Origin of the sequence: Nocardia tenerifensis NBRC 101015 (genome assembly GCF_000308715.1) — a bacterium.
In the GTDB taxonomy this organism is placed as follows: Bacteria; Actinomycetota; Actinomycetes; order Mycobacteriales; family Mycobacteriaceae; genus Nocardia; species Nocardia tenerifensis.
This window is the reverse complement of record NZ_BAGH01000285.1, coordinates 1-17,719: the sequence shown is the minus strand read 5'-3', so window position 1 is coordinate 17,719 and position 17,719 is coordinate 1. Positions and strand designations below refer to the sequence as shown.

The window sequence follows — 17,719 nt, the reverse complement described above, 5'->3', positions numbered from 1 at the left end:
TGAAAATCTACTGCTATGCGCTGACTGTGCACGCTCGTGAATTGCCGAGCCGGACGCGGTGGGGCGGGAAAGGGGGAGCGGGTGGCGCGGTATCTGCTCGAGCGGCTAGGACTGGCACTGCTCACCCTCGTGTTGCTGAGCCTGATCGTTTTCTTTGCGGGATCGGTGCTGCCCGGCAATCCGGGCCGGGCCATTCTGGGCCCGTTCGCCTCCGAGCACGCCGTTGCCCTGCTGGACGAGGAACTCGGTGTCAACCGCCCCCTGCTCAGCCAATACTGGAGTTGGGTAACGAATTTCGCCCGCGGCGACATGGGTACCTCCTATCAGTTCCGGGCGCCGGTCGATTCCTTGCTGATGCCGGCGTTGGTGCGTTCGCTGAAGCTGGCGCTGGTGGCCCTCGCGATCGTGGTCCCGGTCAGCATCACCGCCGGCGTGCTCGCCGCGCTCTACCGGGGTCGAGCGGTCGACCGCACCATCAGCGTGGCCGCCCTTTCCTTGTCGACCGTGCCGGAGTTCGTCTCCGGGATCGTGCTGATCGTGGTCTTCGCGATCGGGTTGAAGGCTTTCCCGGTCACCGCGACCGCACCGGCCGGAACTTCCCCGCCGGCCGAGCTCCGTTACCTGATCCTGCCCGCGATTCCGTTGGTGCTCATCCTCTTCGGCTATATAGCCCGGATGACTCGCGCGGGTACGCTCGAGGCGCTCGACTCGGACTACGTTCGGACCGCCATCCTCAAGGGGCTACCTCGCTCGGTGGTGATCCGGCGACACGTCCTGCGCAACTCGCTGCTGCCCACGATCACCGTCGTCGCCACTCAAACCGGCTATCTGGTCGGCGGCCTGGTCGTGGTCGAAACGTTGTTCAACTATCAGGGATTGGGCAGGCTGATCTTCACCGCGGCCACCAACAAGGACTTCCCGATGTTGGAGGCGGGTGTTCTCCTCATCGGCATCGTGTACCTCGCGGCGACCTTCGTCGCCGATGTCCTCTACACGGTGCTGAATCCACGAATCCGGCTCCAGGGGGCCGAGTCATGAGTGACGAGGAACCGCGCGACATACCCGTCGTCGTGCCGGTGCCGAGTTCGACGCCGGAACACCCTATCGGGATGCCGTCGGCCGCGGGCGTGGTCGAGGTATCCGTCCGGTCCGTCCGCCGGGAGTACGTCCACCACCTAGTGCGCTCGAAGACGTTCCTCGTCGGGGCGGTTCTGCTGCTGTGGTGGGTCGGGTGCGCCGTGTGCGGAACGGTGTTCAGTCCCTACGACCCGGTGGAGGGCGATCTGGCCGTGTTCAACGCCGCGCCCTCCGGCGCCCACTGGTTCGGGACCGATTCGCTGGGTCGCGATGTGTTGTCCCGGGTGATCACCGGAGCCAGGGATGTCCTCATCGTCGCGCCGCTCGCCTCGCTCCTCGGCACGGCCGTCGGCACCTGCGTAGGTCTGGTACAGGGCTATTTCGGCGGCATGACTGACAATGTGATCGGTCGAGTGGTGGAGGCCGTGCTCGCCCTGCCGGTGGTGATTGTGGCGTTGCTGTTCGTCGTGGCGCTCGGCCCTTCGGCGCCCACACTGATCGTTGTCATCGGAATCGTATTCGGTTTGGTTGTTTCGCGGACCGTGCGGACGGCGGTGCTGCAGGAGGGGGGACTCGACTACGTGGCCGTCGCTCGGCTACGCGGCGAGCGCGACTCCCACATCATGTTCGTGGAGATACTGCCGAATGTGCTCGGTCCGATCCTGGTCGAGTTCACGGTCCGCCTCGGATACGCGATTTTCGCGGTAGCGACCCTGTCGTTCCTCGGCTTCGGGATCCAGCCTCCGACGCCGGATTGGGGTGGCGATGTCGCGAGCAGCTACCAGTACCTGGCCGCCGGTTACTGGTGGGAAACGCTCTTCCCAGTGCTGGCGATCGCCTCGCTGGTGGTCGCCATCAACCTTGTCGCCGACGCCGTCGAGGGGGTGCTCATCCAGTGACCGTCGACTTTTCCCCGTGGGCCGGCGGCCGGCCAACCGACGGACCGGTGCTGGCCGTCGAGAATCTCGACGTGAGTTACACGGTCCGCGCTGCCGACCTCCCGGTGGTGCGGGACGTGTCGTTTCGGATCGGGCCGCGGGAGACGTTCGGGCTGGTCGGCGAATCCGGCTGCGGCAAAACGACGATCGCGCTCGCCATCTCCCGCTATCTCCCGCGTAACGGGAGAGTGAGTTCCGGCTCGATCACCGTGGCGGGTCAGGACGTGGCTTCGCTGAACCGGGACGCATTGCGCGGGCTGCGGGCGCGGACGGTGTCCATGGTCTACCAGGAACCCGGCCGGGCACTCAATCCGTCCGTTCCGGTGGGCCGCCAGTTGGCCGAGGTGTTCGAGGTGGCCGGCGTGAGCAGGGCGGACGCGGCGGGGCGGGCCGAGGAGACGCTGCGCACGGTGCAGATCTCCGAACCGGGCCGGGTGCTGCGCGCGTACCCGCATCAGCTGTCCGGCGGGATGCTGCAACGGGTCATCATCGCGATGGCGCTAGCCGCGCGGCCGGCCCTGCTCATCCTGGACGAGCCGACGACGGCGCTCGATGCGACGGTCGCGGCGGAGATTCTCGAATTGGTCTCCGCACTGCGCGAACAGTTCCACACCGCGGTGCTGTTCATCAGTCACAACCTCGCCGTGATCGCCAAGATGTGCGATCGGGTCGGCGTGATGTACGCGGGCGAGCTGGTGGAGGAGGGGCCGGCCGGTGCGGTCTTCGAGCAGCCCCGGCACCCGTACACGGTGGGGCTGCTCCGCTGCGTTCCCGACGGGGGCCGGCGCAAGGAACACAGCCGCCTGGACACGATTCCGGGGTTTTTACCCGCTCCCGGAGAGGTTGCCGCGGGCTGCGTCTTCGCGCCGCGCTGCGCCCTCGCCGATCAGCGCTGCCGACAAAAGACGCCGCCGAGATATCCGGTGACCGACGCCAGGACGGCGCGCTGTCACCACCACGAGCGTGCGGCGGCGCTGCCGCGGACCACACCGGCGGACGTTCCACAGGCGCCGCCGGAACGCGGCTCGGCACCGGTCATCTCGCTGCGTGGGGTATCGAAGACCTTCACCGCACGCGGGGAGCGCGTACCCGCCCTCACCGGCATCGACCTCGATCTGCATCTCGGCGAAACGCTGGGGCTCGTCGGTGAGTCGGGCAGCGGCAAGACCACTCTCGCCCGGGTGCTGCTGGGCCTGACGTCGCCGGACGAGGGTTCGGTGGTCGAGCTGTCCGGCGCTCGACTGGCGCCCACCGCCGGCGACCGCGGCCAGGATCAGCTGCGCGCCATGCAGATCATCTTTCAGAACCCCGATTCGGCGCTGAATCGGCGGCACAGCGTCCGGCATCTCATCGGCCGGGCACTGACCAAGCTCGCCGAGCTGTCGGGATCGAAACGCGAGGCCGCGCTCCAGGAGATCGTCGGCGCGGTCCGGATGGAACAGCGGCATCTGGCACTGCGCCCGGCTCAGCTGTCCGGCGGACTGAAACAGCGCGTCGCCATCGCCCGCGCGTTCGCCGGAAATCCCCGGATTCTGGTCTGCGACGAACCCACCTCGGCGCTCGACGTCTCCGTGCAGGCGGCGATTCTCAACCTGCTCGGTGAGCTGCAGGGGCGCAACCAGGTGACCTATCTGCTCATCTCACACGACCTGGGTGTCGTCCGCTATCTCTCGGACCGTATCGCCGTTCTCTACCTCGGTCGGCTGATCGAGCTCGGCGACGCCGACCAGGTGTTCTCCGGCCCGCATCACCCCTACACCGAGGCGCTGCTCTCGGCGGTACCGCGACTGGGCGAGCGGCCGGGGCAGCGCATCATCCTGGAAGGCGAGATACCCAGCCCGGCGCACCCCCCGCCCGGGTGCGTGTTCCACACCCGCTGCCACCGGCGCCTGGCCGGCGGGGTGTGCGAATCGACGGAACCCCCGCTGGCGGAGGTGCAACCGGGTCATTTCCTGCGCTGTCACATTCCGGTGGCCGAATTGCGCGATCTGCAGAGCGTCGAGACTCGATGAATGCCCGTGGCATCGAGTCCATGGAGGTGTGATGACCAGCCGTTCCGGAAAGATAGATTACGCACGGCTCGATGAGTTCCGTTGGGGGCGCGGACCTGTCGAGGAGCAGGTGATCGATGAGTTCATCGCCGGGCGGCTGACGAGACGAGGGTTTCTGCGCCAGGGCAGCATGCTCGGCCTGTCGATGCCGCTGCTCGGCGGCATCCTCGCCGCCTGCGGCGCGACCACCGGCAGTTCGGGGCCGCCGCCGAGCGGTAAACCGGGTGCGACCATCAAAGCGGGGATCTACGCCCCTAAAGCCGCCCCCAATCCGATCACCATCGTCGACCCGGGCGGCATCCAACTGCTGGGCAATGTCGGCGAGTATCTCGTTCTCGCCGACCAAGACAACAACTACCGCCCATGGCTGGCTACGAGTTGGAGCTCGAACGCGGACGCCTCGGTATGGACCTTCCAGATTCGCCAAGGCGTGCGGTTCAACGACGGCACCCCTATGACGGTCGACGATGTCGTCTACAGCTTCCAGAGCCAATGCGACCCGAAGAGTTCGGCCAACGCGCTGTCGCTCTTCGCCGGGACGCTCTCGCCTGGCGGCGTCCGGAAGGTCGACGACAGCACCGTCGCCTTCGACCTCGACGCACCCGACGGGGGCTTCGTGGGCACAGTGTCCTCGGACAACTACAACATGATCATCGTGCCGAAAGACTATGACTACGGCAGTTATTCGGCCGATTTCATCGGCACCGGCAGATTGATGAAAGCCGACTACGTACCCAACGTGGGTGCGACATATGTCCCCAACCCGCACTACTGGGGCACCCCCGCGCTGCCGTCGAGGGTCGATTTCATCTTCTATGCCGAGGAAACCCCGATGGTGGCCGATCTCCAGGCGGGCGCGATCGACTGCATCGGCCAATTCTCGGCGGTGATCAGCCCGCAGTTGCTGAACGGCAGCTTCACCGTGACCAGCCTGAAAGCGGCGTCGCATCGCCAGCTGTCGTTGCGCAATGACGTCGGGCCCTTCCAGAACAAGCTGGTGCGGCAAGCGCTCGCCTGCACCCTCGACCGACCGGCCATCGTATCGGCGTTGTTCAAGGGGCAGGCAGTGGTAGGGAACGAGAGCCCGTTCGCCCCTACCTTCGCGTCCACGAATCCCGATGTCCCGCAGCGGAACAAGGACTTGGCGCTGGCCAGGCAGCTGCTCGCACAGGCGGGCGTGGCCCGGGGGTTCTCGACGACGCTGCTCACCGAGAAGCTACACGAGATTCCGCATTTCGCGCAGATCATCAAGCAGTCGGCGGCCCAGATCGGGGTGGATATCAAGCTCATCATCGAAACGCCGTCCAAGTACTACGGCCAGGCGACCTTCGGGAAGTCGGACTGGCTGGACGGTGAGATGAGCCTCGTCGACTATGGCGCCCGGGTGATCCCGAATGTCTATCTGAAGGCGCCGTTGCAGTCCATCGACACCGAGTCCCGGCAGGGATCATGGAATGCCGCTCATTTCCGAAATCCGGCCTACGACAAGCTCTCGAAGGAATTCGTCGCGGCAGTGGATCTGTCCACCCAGCGGCGGCTGGCGGGACAGATTCAGCGGCTGTTGCTCGACGAGACCCCCGTTGTGTTCGCCTACTTCTACAACTACCTGAGCGCTACGCAGCGGAGCGTCACCGGCGTCTACCCGACGGCGGGGCTCCAGTTCTTCCTCGGGAACGCGGCCAAAGGGTGAATGCGGAACCCCGGTGGGGCACCGGCAACCGCTCGATGCGGCTCAGAGCCAACTGGCACGGACGTTGTCGGCGGGTGCGCCTACCGGCCGGCAGCCGAGCTCGCCGGCCCGCACCCGATCCAGCAGCCGCCGGGTGACCTCGAGGATCTCCGGCACGGCACGGGGCAGGCCGTCCAGGTCGCCGGGTCCCACGGTGTCCGGGTCGACGTCGGCGTGCGCCAGCAGGCTCGGCAAGTCAGACAGCTTCCGCCCCAGCCAGCCGATCGGATCGGCGGAGAGTTCCGCTTCGAACGCCCTGTTGCTTTCGTTCCAGCCGTAGAACCTCGGGTGATGATGCGTCCGGTCGAAGCTCCCCGGCCGACCGTCCACCGATTCCAGTAGGTCGGCGCGCCAGATCGGCTCATCGATGGTGATCGGCCTTGCCGAGTAGATCGAACCCTCGAGTTCGCGGGGCGTCAGCCGCCGTAGTTCCAACCGGACGCCGTGCTCCGGCCCCTCCTGACCCTTCGCGGGCGCGGGGTTCACGAAGTACATATCGCTGATCAGCAGCCCCAGTCTGTCGAATCCGAAGGCGTATAGCATTCGAGGGATTCCTTTCGGCCGCAACGGGTTTTGTGGTACCGACTATCGCAGCGTCACGGCGGGTGCGCCAGCAGTGGCCGTCCGGGGGTTCGTGGCCGAAGCTTCGGCGGTCACCGGGCGGTCCAGCCGCCGTCGACCACGATCGTCTGCCCGGTCACGTACCTTGCGGCGTCGCCGGCGAGCCACAAGACCGCGCCGACGAAGTCGTCGATGCAGGCTTCCGATGGGAGCGGCGTGTTACTGCGCAGCCACGTTCTGAAGCGTTCGTCGTCGTAGAGCTCGTCATTGATCTCGCTGCGGAAGAACCCGGGCGCCACCGTGTTGACCCGGATGGCGTGGCGGGCCCACTGGACGGCCAGTTCCGCGGTGAGCCCGGACAGTCCCTGCTTGCTGGCGGCATAGGAAGCTTGTGGGAACCCAGGAAAACCGACCCGGCCGCTGATCGATGACACGTGAACTATCGATCCCCGGCCGACGGCGACCATGTGCGGGAAAACGTCCTGGGACAGCCGGAACGGTGCGATCAGGTTGAGCTCGAGCGTCCGGCGCATGGCCTCGTATGGTTCGGCCTCGGCCGGTTCGCGGCTGAAGATATCGCCCGCCGCGTTCACCAATATCTCCGGTCTGCCCAGCTCGGCGGCGACCCGTGGAACGACCTCCCGCACCTGCGCCGGGTCGAGCAGATCGCAGGCGACCGCCAACCCGGTGATGTCGTCGGCCAGCTCGACGAGGCGGTCGTACCGACGAGCCACCACGGCCACCCTGGCGCCCGCCGCGGCGAGCGCGCGAGCGAGTTCCGCGCCGAGCCCGGACGATGCCCCGGTCACCACAGCCACTCGGCCGGTGAGGAGGAAACGCCGCAATGTCGCAGAGATGCTGGGATCCACCGAGCAGCTCCTTTCCGGGATGTCCATTCCGTAATGGGAATGCGTTATCTGGTGATCGTACGGTTGTCGGCCGATGGCCGTATCGAAATTCGCGCCGGTAATCACATATGACACGAGGATTCGAGCTGTGCTACGGAGGATCGCGAACCCATGCCCCTGGCATTGCGGGCTGGCGTTCGGGGGACGGAACCAGTAGGTTTGTGGTTTACCGAAGAAAGTTCACCGCACTGGGGGTGTAGTCGCGCCGGGGGAGTCGCACGGCATCGTCGAGTTACGGCAGTTCATACCGGCACATGCCCGACCTCTGCTCCCAGATCGAATTAATTTCAGGGAGGGAATTCGACATGTCTGATGGCATATCGACGGAGAAGACAATGCTCGTGCATGAGATGGTGGCTGCGCAGGCCGCAGCGCATCCGAATATTATCGCATTGCGCTGGCCGGGCGGCGAGTTGACCTATAAGCAGGTCCATGCGTCGATTCAGCGGTTCGCCCGGCACCTGTCGGGCACTCGACGCGCAGCCCTGCTCAATGATCGGTCTCCCGAACTGGTCATCGCAATTCTCGCGGTGCTGGCGGGCGGCGGGGGTTGTGTTCCGCTCGACAACACGTATCCGAAACGGCGACTCGATCATATGCTTGCCGACAGCGGTGCGGACACACTGCTGTGCCGGTCGCACCTCGCCGATCTGGTCACCATTCCGACGGGGTGCCGGCTCGAAATTCTGGACGACGTGATCAAAGACATCGATCAGGCAGACGAGCCGCAGTTCGCAACCGAGATTTCGGCGGAGGATGCGGTCTACGTCACCTACACCTCGGGGTCCACCGGATGGCCCAAAGGGGTAGCGATGCCGCATCGTGCTATTTCGAACTTCATCTCCTGGCAAGTCGCCGATTCGGGCTCAGCGGTCGGCTGGAACACCTTGCAACTGTGGCCGTTCAGCGTTGACGTCGCTTTCACGGAGATATTCTCGACGTGGGCGAGCGGTGGAACGGTGGTCTTGGTGACCGAGGATACGCGCCGGGATTGGGGCAGTTTGCTCAGATACGTCGAGGAGCAGCAAATCCATCGCATCTGGCTTTCGTTCACCACCTTGTACCAACTCATCGAGGCCGCGCACGAGATCAAGCTCTATCCTGCCTCGATCAGGGAGGTCATCACCGCCGGCGACCAACTGCGGATCAACGACTCGGTGCGGGATTTCTTCGCCAGGACCGGCGCACAGCTGCAGAACCAGTACGGCATGACAGAGTGTTCCATCGTGACGGCCAAAACCCTTTCGGGTGATCCTCGGGATTGGCCGGATCGTCCCTCGATCGGCACGGCGCTGCCCAATATTGTCGTCGAAGTCGTCGGCGAGGATATGCGACCGGTTCCGGTGGGTGAAGAAGGAGAAATCTGTATCGGCGGGGTGTGCGTCCCCGAGGGCTACCTCAACCTTCCCGAGTTGACGGCCGAGCGATTCCCGTTCTGGCAAGGGCGAGGCGCCAGAGCCTATATGTCCGGCGATATCGGGCGGCTGCTGCCCAGTGGGGAAATAGAGTTCCTCGGGCGGCGCGATACTCAGGTCAAGATCAACAGTGCGCGTATTGAACTGGAGGAGATCGAGGCCCAGCTCAGGGCGCTGGAGAGCGTCCGCGACGCCTTGGTGACGGCACACGACGAAACCGACGAGCAATTCCTGGCGGCGCACTGCATTCTCGCGGAAGGCTTCGACCTCGAAGCGGAACAACTGCGCCGGGAACTGGCCGACGTGCTCCCGCGTCACTTCGTTCCCGCCCGCTACTACCAAGTGGATTCGTTTCCCTTCACCCATGTGGGAAAGGTTGATCGCGACGCCCTCGCGCGAACCGTGAGCCGGTAGCAAGCAGCGGTAGGCGGGCGGTCGTCCGAAACACGGACGCCGTCCGTCATGCCGCGCCGAGGTTTCCGAGCTGCGTCGGCGAAGTTGTTGACGGATTCGGTCACCATGCGGTTCTCTCGACGTGGGTTCGGTAGGCGCGCCGTCCAGCAGTGGGCGGGGACGACGTTGTGGTGCTCGACCGATTGCTCGCTGGTTGTGGTGGCGAATTCTGCGCAAAGCTTTGCAAGGAGGAGTACGCCTTGGACACGGAATCCGAGACGAGCCAGGTACGGCTGGGACTGGCGCTGGGCGTCATCGCTGGTGCGCTGGCACTCGATGTGGGCAGCCTGAACGTCATCAATGCGGCGCTACCGGCGATCGGTGGCAGATTCGAGGTGGACACCGGCACGCTGCAGTGGGTCATGACGTCGTACAGCGTCACTTTCGCGGGATTTTTGCTCTCGAGCGGCAGAATGGCCGACGTATTCGGTCGGCGACTCCTGTTCGCGCTGGGCATCGGGTTGTTCACGGCCGCCGCGTTGGCCGGCGCGCTGGCCCCGAACGTGGCCGTGCTGATCGTCGCCCGCGCGGTACAGGGAATCGGCGCGGCGTTGTCGGGTCCCGCCGCGTTGGCTCTGATCAGTGAGGTGTTTTCTGAAGGGCCACAACGTAATCACGCGTTCGGCGTCTACGCCGCGGTCGGTTCGGTCAGCGCCAGCAGTGGTCTCGTTGTCGGCGGCGTGCTGACTCAGTTGCTGGGCTGGCGGTCGGTGTTCGCGGTCTCCGTCGCGTTCGGCCTGCTGGTGCTGCTGGCCGTCAGGCCGGCCTTGCCCGCGAGCGTTCGGCGGTCGCACTCGCTCGATTGGTGGGGTGCGTGCACGGTGACGATCGGCCTGATCCTCGTGGTGTTCGGGATGAGCCGGGTCGGAGAGGCAGGTTGGACCAACCCCGTTGCCTTGACGTCCCTCACGGTCGCGGGCCTGCTCCTAGTGATGTTCATGATGTGGGAACGGCGCGCGAAGGAACCGCTGATGCCGCTGACAATTTTCCGCGCCGTTTCGGTACGCGCCGGCGCGGTAACCGCTGTCGTTTCGTACACGACCGTGGTCGGCCTGATGTTTTTCGCGCCGCTCTACCTGCAAAATATACTGAGCTATTCGCCACTGCAATCGGCTTTCGCCGTATTGCCGCTCTCATGTGCGGTATTCGTAGTTGCCAATTACTTCACCGACCGGCTGCTGATCAGATATGGACAACGTCCCTTGCTGATCGGCGGTCTCATTCTGGTCGCGGCCGGCATCGCCTTGTGGATGTGGACCCCGTTGGCCGGCAACTACTGGGTGCATGTGCTGCCCGGAGTAATCGTCGTCGGACTCGGGATGGGCCTTGCCTTCCCGGCGATGACCGCTGCCGGACTGACCGGAGTTCCGCAGCGGCAGCACGGCGTAGCCGGCGCCATCAATGTCGTCGGCCAGCAGATCGGCGCCAGCGTCGGAGTCGTGGTTTTGGTCGTGATCGCCGCGGCCGGGGCCACCTCGGCAACTGCCGCGGGCAAGCTCGCCGGGTACCATCTCGCTTACCTGGCGGCCGCTGTTTTTTGCGTGCTCGGTGCGTTGATCATAGGAATCGGCGGAGGTTGGAATAGTCATCCGGAGACGTCGGACTCGGTGGAATCCGCGGGCGGGCGGATGAATTGACAGGTAGCCTGCACTGTGGCCGGATGAATGCATGCGGTTTATTCGATCGGCAGTACGATAGAATAAGATATTCGACTTATGGGGGAATAATCAGTGGAAGCTCCGAATCGTCCTTTTGTCCTCGACCCCACCGGACGGGACATTCAGGCCGAGGCCTCGATCCTCGTCCAGCGTGGCGCCGCGACCAGGGTCGAACTGCCCGGCGGGGTGGTGGCCTGGGCCGTCACCAGACAGGATGCACTGAAACAGCTGTTGTCGGATCCACGCGTCTCCAAGGACGCTAGTCAGCACTGGCCGGCCTGGATCAACGGCGAGATTCCCGCGGACTGGTCATTACGCATGTGGGTGTCGATGAACAACATGTTCACGACCTACGGCGCGGATCACCGGCGGCTACGGTCGCTGGTGGCGGGCACGTTCAGCGCTCGTCGGATCACCGCCCTGCGTCCACAGATCGAGCAGATCACCGAAGAACTGTTGGACGGTCTCGCGGCGCTACCTGCCGATACGATCGATTTGCGCGAGGGTTTCGCTTACCCGTTGCCGATCGAGGTCATCTGCCGACTAGTCGGCGTCCCGGACGAAAACCGCCCTGGGCTGCGCCGTTTCGTCGACGCCGTGTTCGACACCACCGCGACCGCGGAAGCGGCGCTGGCCAACGAGCAGGAGCTGTACACCCTCTTGGCCAACCTCATCGCCGTCAAACGCAAGACCCCCGGTGACGATCTGGCCAGTGGCCTCATCGCCGCCAGGGACAGCGACGGCTCGCGGCTCACGGAGAAGGAATTGGTCGACATGGTGACCCAGGTGATCGCAGCCGGTCACGAAACGACCGTCAACCTGCTCGACCATGCCATCGTCGCCATGCTCACCAACCCTGACCAGCTCGATCTCGTTCGGTCGGCCGAACGTTCCTGGGGTGAGGTCATCGAGGAGACGCTGCGTTGGCAGGCCCCGGTGGCGAACCTTCCGCTGCGCTACGCCATCGAGGACATCGAGGTCGACGGGGCGCTCATCCGTGCCGGGGACGCCATCGTGGCCGCGCTCGCGGCCGCCGGACTCGATCCGGAACACCACCCCGATCAGCCCCTGCGCTTCGATGTCCGGCGGCCCAGCAAGGAGCATCTCGCCTTCGGCTACGGTGTGCATTTCTGTCTCGGCGCGCAACTCGCCCGGTTGGAGGCCGAAGTGGCGCTGCCTGCGCTGTTCGGCCGCTTTCCCGATATTGCCCTTGCCGTCGCCCCCGAGGCGTTGCGGCCGGTGGAATCGTTCATCTCCAATGGTCATCGCAGTCTGCCTGTCCGGCTCCAGCCTGCCTGATTCACGAAGGGACGGCCCCATGGTCGATTACAAAACGGTGACTTACGGCTCGATAGACGTCTGTTATCTCGATGAAATCGATGGAGGCGGCGCCAGATTCGGCCAGGATTACCTCTCCTTTATTTCTGATCACGTCGGGAAAGTCGACCGCATTCTGGAGTGGTGTGCCGGCCCCGGGTTCATCGGTTTCTCACTGCTCGCAGCTGGACTCTGCGATGAGCTCGCGCTGATCGACGTGAACCCTGCCGCGGTAGCCTCCTGCCAGGAGACAGTTCGCCGTAATGGGCTCGACGACTCCGTGCGGGTCTACACTTCGGACTGCATGGACGCGCTTCCGCAAGGCAACGTCTACGACCTCGTGGTGGCTAATCCTCCCCATTGTCCCGATAGCACACCCTCGCCCGGCGGCCATACGCAGCTGATCTACAACGACATCGGATGGCGCATACACGAGAAGTTCTACCGACAGATACCTCGGTATTTATCGGACGCCGGACGAGTGCTCCTGCAAGAGGATGCCAGTCAATCGAGTGCCGATGATTTCCGAGCGATGATCGAGGATGCCGGTCTGGAATTAACGGGGGTATACCCCTGCGCGTGGGCGAAGGAATATTACCCGCCCCGGGGAACGCGCTTATATCCGGAATACTATTACGTGGAGAGCCGTCTCGCCGCGCGGCATTCGGCGAGACGGCTCGCCGCTCAGTAGGCGCGGGCGACGATCGCGACGCTGTCGGGAGTGTCATCGGACTCGGCCAGCGACCCGTCCGGAGCGAGCAAGCAGCGAATGGTTACTCCGTTCTCGGCGAGAAAGGCCTCGCCGACGGCGTCGATTTTTGCCCAGGGAATGCGCGCCCAGCCCGTCGCAGCGGCCTCGACAGCCTGCTCGACGCTGTCGACGTCAACGGTGCGGGACTCGCGGTATTCCTTGGACTGGCTGAGCAACAATGCCTGATCCTCCTCCAGCAGCAGCGGAATCGTGGCCGCCAACGAGTCGAGAGCGATCGGGTACTTCTCGCCCCGGATACGCCGTACCAGGACTCCGGTTCCATTCGCGAGATCGCGCGGGCCGACGTCGAGACGCAGCGGGACGCCCTTGAGCTCCCAATCCACGGCGCGGCGGCCGAACGGCGTGTGGACCTTATCGTCCACCACAACGCGTACCCCGGCGTCCATCAGCTCTCGGCCGATCTCTCGAACCTTGGTCAGCACTGCTTCGTCATCCTTGACGGCCATGACAACAAGCTGAGTCGAGGCGATCCGCGGCGGCACGCGCAAGCCGTGGTCGTCGCCGTGCACCATGATCAGGCCGCCCACCATACGCGTGGTGCTTCCCCATGAGGTCTGCCAGACATGCGCACGGTCACCCGCCTCGGTCAGAAAACCGGTGTCGAAGGCCTTGGCGAAGTTCTGGCCCAGCTCATGGCTGGTTCCGAGTTGCAGCGCTTTGCCGTCGCCCATCATCGCCTCCAGGGTGAGGGTATTGATGGCGCCGGCGAAACGTTCCTTCGGCGGCTTGCGTCCTGGCACAACGGAGATGGCGAGGATATCGACCATGAAGCGCTCGTAGACGTCGCGCAGGATCATCGCGGCGTAGTCACGTGCCTGCTCGAACGTGGCATGCGCGGTATGTCCCTCCTGCCAGAGGAACTCGGTAGTGCGCAGGAACACCCGCGGCCGTTTCTCCCAGCGGACGACGTTTGCCCACTGGTTGATGAGCAGGGGCAGATCCCGGTAGCTCTGCACCCATTTGGAAAAGTACTCATTGATGATGGTCTCAGAGGTCGGCCGCACGACGATCGGCTCTTCGAGTTGCTTGCCGCCACCGTGGGTGACCACCGCGAGTTCGGGAGCGAAGCCCTCGACATGCTCAGCTTCCTTGGCAAGATAAGACTCAGGAATGAACAGCGGAAAATAGGCGTTCTCCGCGCCGGCCTTCTTGATGCGGGCGTCCAGTTCGAGCTGCATCCGCTCCCATATGCCGTACCCGTACGGTCGAATGACCATGGTGCCGCGTACCGGTCCGTTATCGGCTAGCTCCGCCTTGTTGATGACGTCCTGATACCAGCGCGGGAAGTCCACTGCCTGTGGAGTGAGCACGGATGCGTTTGCCATGCGTGAATAATAGGTGCCCATGCGCTGGGTATGGAGCGCCGTCCCTCTAGCGCCGCGGTCCGATACCGCCGGGGCGGAACGTCCGAACCGGCCCGGCGCTGGTCGCCCGCGCATCCACGTAGCGGCGCTGCGTCAGGCCGATACGGCGCATCGCGGTACCGGTCAGTGCGTCCAGCATGCAGCGGCGGGCGACTGCGCCGTCGGACCCGCACCAGGGTCGTAGGGCGGGCTGACCTCCAAACATCCATGGCGACGATCCCGGCCGCTACGGCCGCTCGGCGCATCGCGGACATCAGTTCGTCGCTGGTGAGCCCACCCGGTTCCGAAATTCCGGTGCCAGGGGCGAAGGCGGGATCGGCCACGCCGATATCCACGGACAGGTAAAGGTGATCGACGGTGCCGAGCGCCTCATCGATCACCTGATCGAGGACGGCGGCAAAACCGCGCCTGCGAATCTCGGTCATGAAATGACTGCGGACCTGCTGTTGCGCCATCCACTCCAGAGCTGCGGGGTGCGCCGTATACCCGCGTAACCCAACTTGACTGACGTTGTAGCGGGAACCCGCCGAGGACGATCGACATGGCGCCGCCCGCGAGTATCTCGGCGACGAAAGCGTGAACGGCGGCGTAGGTCGCGTCGGCGTTACCTACGGTCGCGGACTTCCCTGCCGGTCCCGCTCGAGCGAGTCGCCGTTCTCGACGAAGACGCAGTCGTCGCGAAAGGACTCCGCCCTCGAGCGTGCACGGACTCGTTCCTCCATGACCGAGCGCTGTCGGGCGTCGAACCCGAAGAATTTCGCCTACGGGTACGGAAAGGTGAGCATCGTGCACTTCGATGCGCACGCGGACACCGCGCCGGACACGCGCGGCGCCCCTACATGGCTACGGCGCGCCGATGTGCAGGCTTATCGAAAGTGGTGCTGTCCCTGGGCAAATATTCGTCCAGGTCGGGCTCTGGGCTACCTGCCTCAGGCGCTGATCTCGGCGTGGATGGCGGAGCAGCAGATGCGCAGCCACTACATGGCCGAGGTTCGGCGTGACGGTTCGCGAAAGTTCTGGAGCGAGCGGTCGACGAAGCGCTCGATACGGTTGATCACCTGTGCATCTCGGTCGATGTCGACGTCGCCGACGCGGCATATGCGCCAGGCACCGGGACTCGGAGCCCGGCGGACTGACCAGTGCCGGACTGCTCTGGGCGGTCCGTAGGCCGGCAGCCGAGGTCGGCATGGTCGGAATGGACGTGGTCGAGGTGAGTCCGCCCTACGACATCGGCCCGGGCGTGACCGCGCAACTCGCGCGTCACTGCCTGCTGGAGGCGTTGACCGGAACCGCGATGCGCCGGATCGGCATTACCTCGCCCGACTACGTCGATGCCAGGTCGGCAGGCGCCGTCGCGCCGATGCTCATCCGAGACGCGGGCCAGGTGTAGCCCGCGGAGCTCGGCGAGTGACTTTTCGCGCTGTGCGGCTATGACGTCACTCACGAAAGATATTGCGGCACTTCATCGGCACCCGTGCCGCCACCGGGTAGCTACGGAAGGCGAGACAGTGCCGTATGTTTGCCATCCCCCGAACCAGAAAGTGGCACTTGATGTTTCGACTGGCGGTCGACGCGGCGACCGTTGGACATCGTTGCCCGTGGTTGCCGGCTGACCTACTGTCGAAGGATGACCCGATCGCTCGCCATGCGTTATGCCACAGGGTATTTCGACTCCGGCGCTTTTCATGCGGATCTGGCGAGAAGGGTAGGTTTCCGTACCGAGGGCGGCGCGGTGGAACTGCGCGGCTACCTGGAGCAGGAGATGGCGCCGGCGGCCGAGCGGCTGGGTGCCGTGCCCCGGATACTCGACAACCCGGTCTGCGCAGGCAAGCCGCTGCTGGTCGCGCACCGTCACGAAGGCGATGATCGGCCGACCGCCCTCCTCTACGGGCACGCCGATGTGGTGCCGGCCGATGCGCGCGGCTGGCGCGCCGGGCTCGACCCCTGGTCGGTCACGGTCGAGGGGACCCGCTGGTATGGCCGCGGCACGGCGGACAACAAGGGCCAACACACGGTCAATCTCGCTGCGCTGGAACAGGTCCTGAAGGCCCGTGGCGGCAGCCTCGGCTTCAACCTCACGATATTGATCGAGACGGCTGAAGAGAGTGGATCGCCCGGCTTGGCGCAGTTCTGTGCCGAGCAACGCGCAGAACTCGCCGCCGACCTGCTGATCGCGTCGGACGGGCCCCGGGTGGCAGCCGGACGTCCGACCGTTTTCCTGGGAACGCGTGGCACCGCCGACTTCGCCCTGAGTGTTCGGCTACGTGACCGGTCGTATCAGTCGGGCAGTTGGGGCGGTGCGCTCCGCAACGCGGCTACGGTGCTGGCCAATGCGATTTCCTGCCTGGTCGACGGGCGCGGCGAGATCCTGGTTCCAGGCCTGCGCCCCCCGCCGATCCCACCGGAAGTGCGAACGGCGCTGCGCACCATTCCGGTCGGCAATGACCCCGATGACCCGGCCGTGGACGAAGACTGGGGTGAACCCGGACTCACGCCGGCTGAGCGGGTCGTCGGATGGAACACACTCGAGGTGCTGTCGCTAACCGCCGGCGAACCGGACGCACCATTCGGCGAGATCCCGGGCACCGCGCACGCACGCTGCCACCTCCGTTTCGTCGTCGGCACCGACACCGAGGCCCTGACCGACGCCGTTCGTATGCACCTCGACCAGCATGGATTCCGCATGGTGGATGTCGTGCCCGGGGCGGTGCTGCCCGCCACTCGGACCGACCCCGGCGACCGTTGGGTGCGGTTCGCGCTGACCTCGCTGGAACGGACCGCGGGGTCACCGCCCGCGCTGCTGCCCAATTTCGGCGGGAGCCTTCCCAATGACGCATTCGCCGGCGAACTCGGCCTGCCTACCATCTGGATCCCGCACTCCTACTCGGCGTGTGACCAGCACGCGCCGGACGAGCACCTGCTCGCGCCGCTGGCACGCGAGGCGCTCGGTTTGATGGCGGGGCTGTTCTGGGACCTCGGCGAGGCAGAAGCGCCGCACCGAGTGGCAGGCCAGGAGTAAGCGGGCGAAGTCCCGATCCTCGACCGTTTCCCGCTACCGCGCCCGTCACAGACCTCGGACCAGCGGTGACAGAGTCGATTGCCGTCGTGCCGCGGGCAGGCCGTAGGCTCGAAAACTGTGTCGAACACGTCAGACCACACCGATGACCAGGCGGTATCCAGTGCCGCGCCGCAAGAGGGCGACCCGAACTATCTGGTCGGGCTCGACCTCGACGGCCGTCGCGTCGTCGTGGTCGGCGGCGGAACGGTCGCCCAGCGCAGGCTCGGACTGCTGATCGCCTCGGGCGCGGACGTGCACGTCATCAGCCGTGAGGTGACCCCGGCGGTCGAGGGGATGGCGACCTCCGGGCAGATCACCGTCGTGCTGCGCGCCTACGCCGACGGCGACCTGGACGGTGCGTGGTACGCGATCGCCTGCACCGACGAGCCGGAGACCAACGCGGCTGTCGTCGCGGAGG

General features: G+C 65.3%; 13 protein-coding genes and 2 pseudogenes. 11 read left to right on the top strand and 4 right to left on the bottom strand.

Features of this window, described 5'->3' with window-relative positions:
- Positions 1-81: 81 nt before the first annotated feature.
- The 4 genes from ON39_RS22000 (at position 82) to ON39_RS21985 (ending at position 5,756) form a co-directional block, all read left to right on the top strand.
- The gene (locus tag ON39_RS22000; RefSeq protein WP_040737195.1) at positions 82-1,038 is read left to right on the top strand and encodes an ABC transporter permease; all 957 of its coding nucleotides are present in this window, start codon (positions 82-84) and stop codon (positions 1,036-1,038) included.
- Positions 1,035-1,976: an ABC transporter permease gene (locus ON39_RS21995; protein ID WP_211336332.1), complete on the top strand. Its 942-nt coding sequence runs from the start codon at positions 1,035-1,037 to the stop codon at positions 1,974-1,976. Before ON39_RS22000 ends, ON39_RS21995 begins: the two co-directional genes overlap by 4 nt.
- A 71-nt stretch (positions 1,977-2,047) precedes the next feature.
- Positions 2,048-4,027 (top strand): ABC transporter ATP-binding protein, encoded by a 1,980-nt coding sequence (locus tag ON39_RS21990; protein WP_211336331.1) that lies wholly within the window; start codon positions 2,048-2,050, stop codon positions 4,025-4,027.
- 31 nt (positions 4,028-4,058) lie between these two features.
- Complete coding sequence (locus ON39_RS21985; RefSeq protein ID WP_040737193.1) at positions 4,059-5,756, top strand: ABC transporter substrate-binding protein; 1,698 nt, start codon at positions 4,059-4,061, stop codon at positions 5,754-5,756.
- A gap of 42 nt (positions 5,757-5,798) precedes the next feature.
- On the opposite strand, the gene ON39_RS21980 is transcribed toward ON39_RS21985, so the two are convergent.
- Complete coding sequence (locus tag ON39_RS21980) at positions 5,799-6,338, bottom strand: hypothetical protein (protein ID WP_040737191.1); 540 nt, start codon at positions 6,336-6,338, stop codon at positions 5,799-5,801.
- 110 nt (positions 6,339-6,448) lie between these two features.
- Positions 6,449-7,225: an SDR family NAD(P)-dependent oxidoreductase gene (locus ON39_RS21975; RefSeq protein ID WP_040737225.1), complete on the bottom strand. Its 777-nt coding sequence runs from the start codon at positions 7,223-7,225 to the stop codon at positions 6,449-6,451.
- Between the two features lie 374 nt (positions 7,226-7,599).
- Between ON39_RS21975 and ON39_RS21970 the strand changes: the two genes are divergently transcribed.
- The 4 genes from ON39_RS21970 to ON39_RS46050 all read left to right on the top strand — a co-directional run bounded on the left by ON39_RS21970 (position 7,600) and on the right by ON39_RS46050 (position 12,798).
- Complete coding sequence (locus ON39_RS21970) at positions 7,600-9,093, top strand: amino acid adenylation domain-containing protein (RefSeq protein WP_051186910.1); 1,494 nt, start codon at positions 7,600-7,602, stop codon at positions 9,091-9,093.
- 239 nt (positions 9,094-9,332) lie between these two features.
- Positions 9,333-10,769, top strand: coding sequence for an MFS transporter (locus ON39_RS21965; protein WP_083894620.1), 1,437 nt, complete (start codon positions 9,333-9,335; stop codon positions 10,767-10,769).
- A gap of 93 nt (positions 10,770-10,862) precedes the next feature.
- A complete protein-coding gene (locus ON39_RS21960) occupies positions 10,863-12,089 on the top strand; it encodes a cytochrome P450 family protein (RefSeq protein WP_040737189.1) in 1,227 nt (408 codons plus the stop codon).
- Between the two features lie 19 nt (positions 12,090-12,108).
- Positions 12,109-12,798: a methyltransferase gene (locus tag ON39_RS46050; RefSeq protein WP_051186909.1), complete on the top strand. Its 690-nt coding sequence runs from the start codon at positions 12,109-12,111 to the stop codon at positions 12,796-12,798.
- On the opposite strand, the gene proS is transcribed toward ON39_RS46050, so the two are convergent.
- Both proS and ON39_RS51510 read right to left on the bottom strand, forming a co-directional pair.
- Positions 12,792-14,204: a proline--tRNA ligase gene (proS, locus tag ON39_RS21950; RefSeq protein ID WP_040737218.1), complete on the bottom strand. Its 1,413-nt coding sequence runs from the start codon at positions 14,202-14,204 to the stop codon at positions 12,792-12,794. The two genes, ON39_RS46050 and proS, sit on opposite strands and share 7 nt — an antisense overlap.
- Positions 14,123-14,746 (bottom strand): annotated as a pseudogene (locus ON39_RS51510) (arginase family protein); the annotation flags it as partial. The gene proS and the pseudogene ON39_RS51510, both read right to left, overlap by 82 nt.
- Before the next feature lie 513 nt (positions 14,747-15,259).
- Here ON39_RS51510 and ON39_RS50120 point away from each other — a divergent pair.
- The 3 genes and pseudogenes from ON39_RS50120 to ON39_RS21930 all read left to right on the top strand — a co-directional run.
- A pseudogene (locus ON39_RS50120) lies at positions 15,260-15,633 on the top strand (arginase family protein).
- 237 nt (positions 15,634-15,870) lie between these two features.
- Positions 15,871-17,262 (top strand): M20 family metallopeptidase, encoded by a 1,392-nt coding sequence (locus ON39_RS21935; protein WP_040737188.1) that lies wholly within the window; start codon positions 15,871-15,873, stop codon positions 17,260-17,262.
- Positions 17,263-17,454: 192 nt separating this feature from the next.
- The coding region (locus ON39_RS21930) for a precorrin-2 dehydrogenase/sirohydrochlorin ferrochelatase family protein (protein WP_303621526.1) at positions 17,455-17,719 on the top strand (265 nt) is incomplete at its 3' end.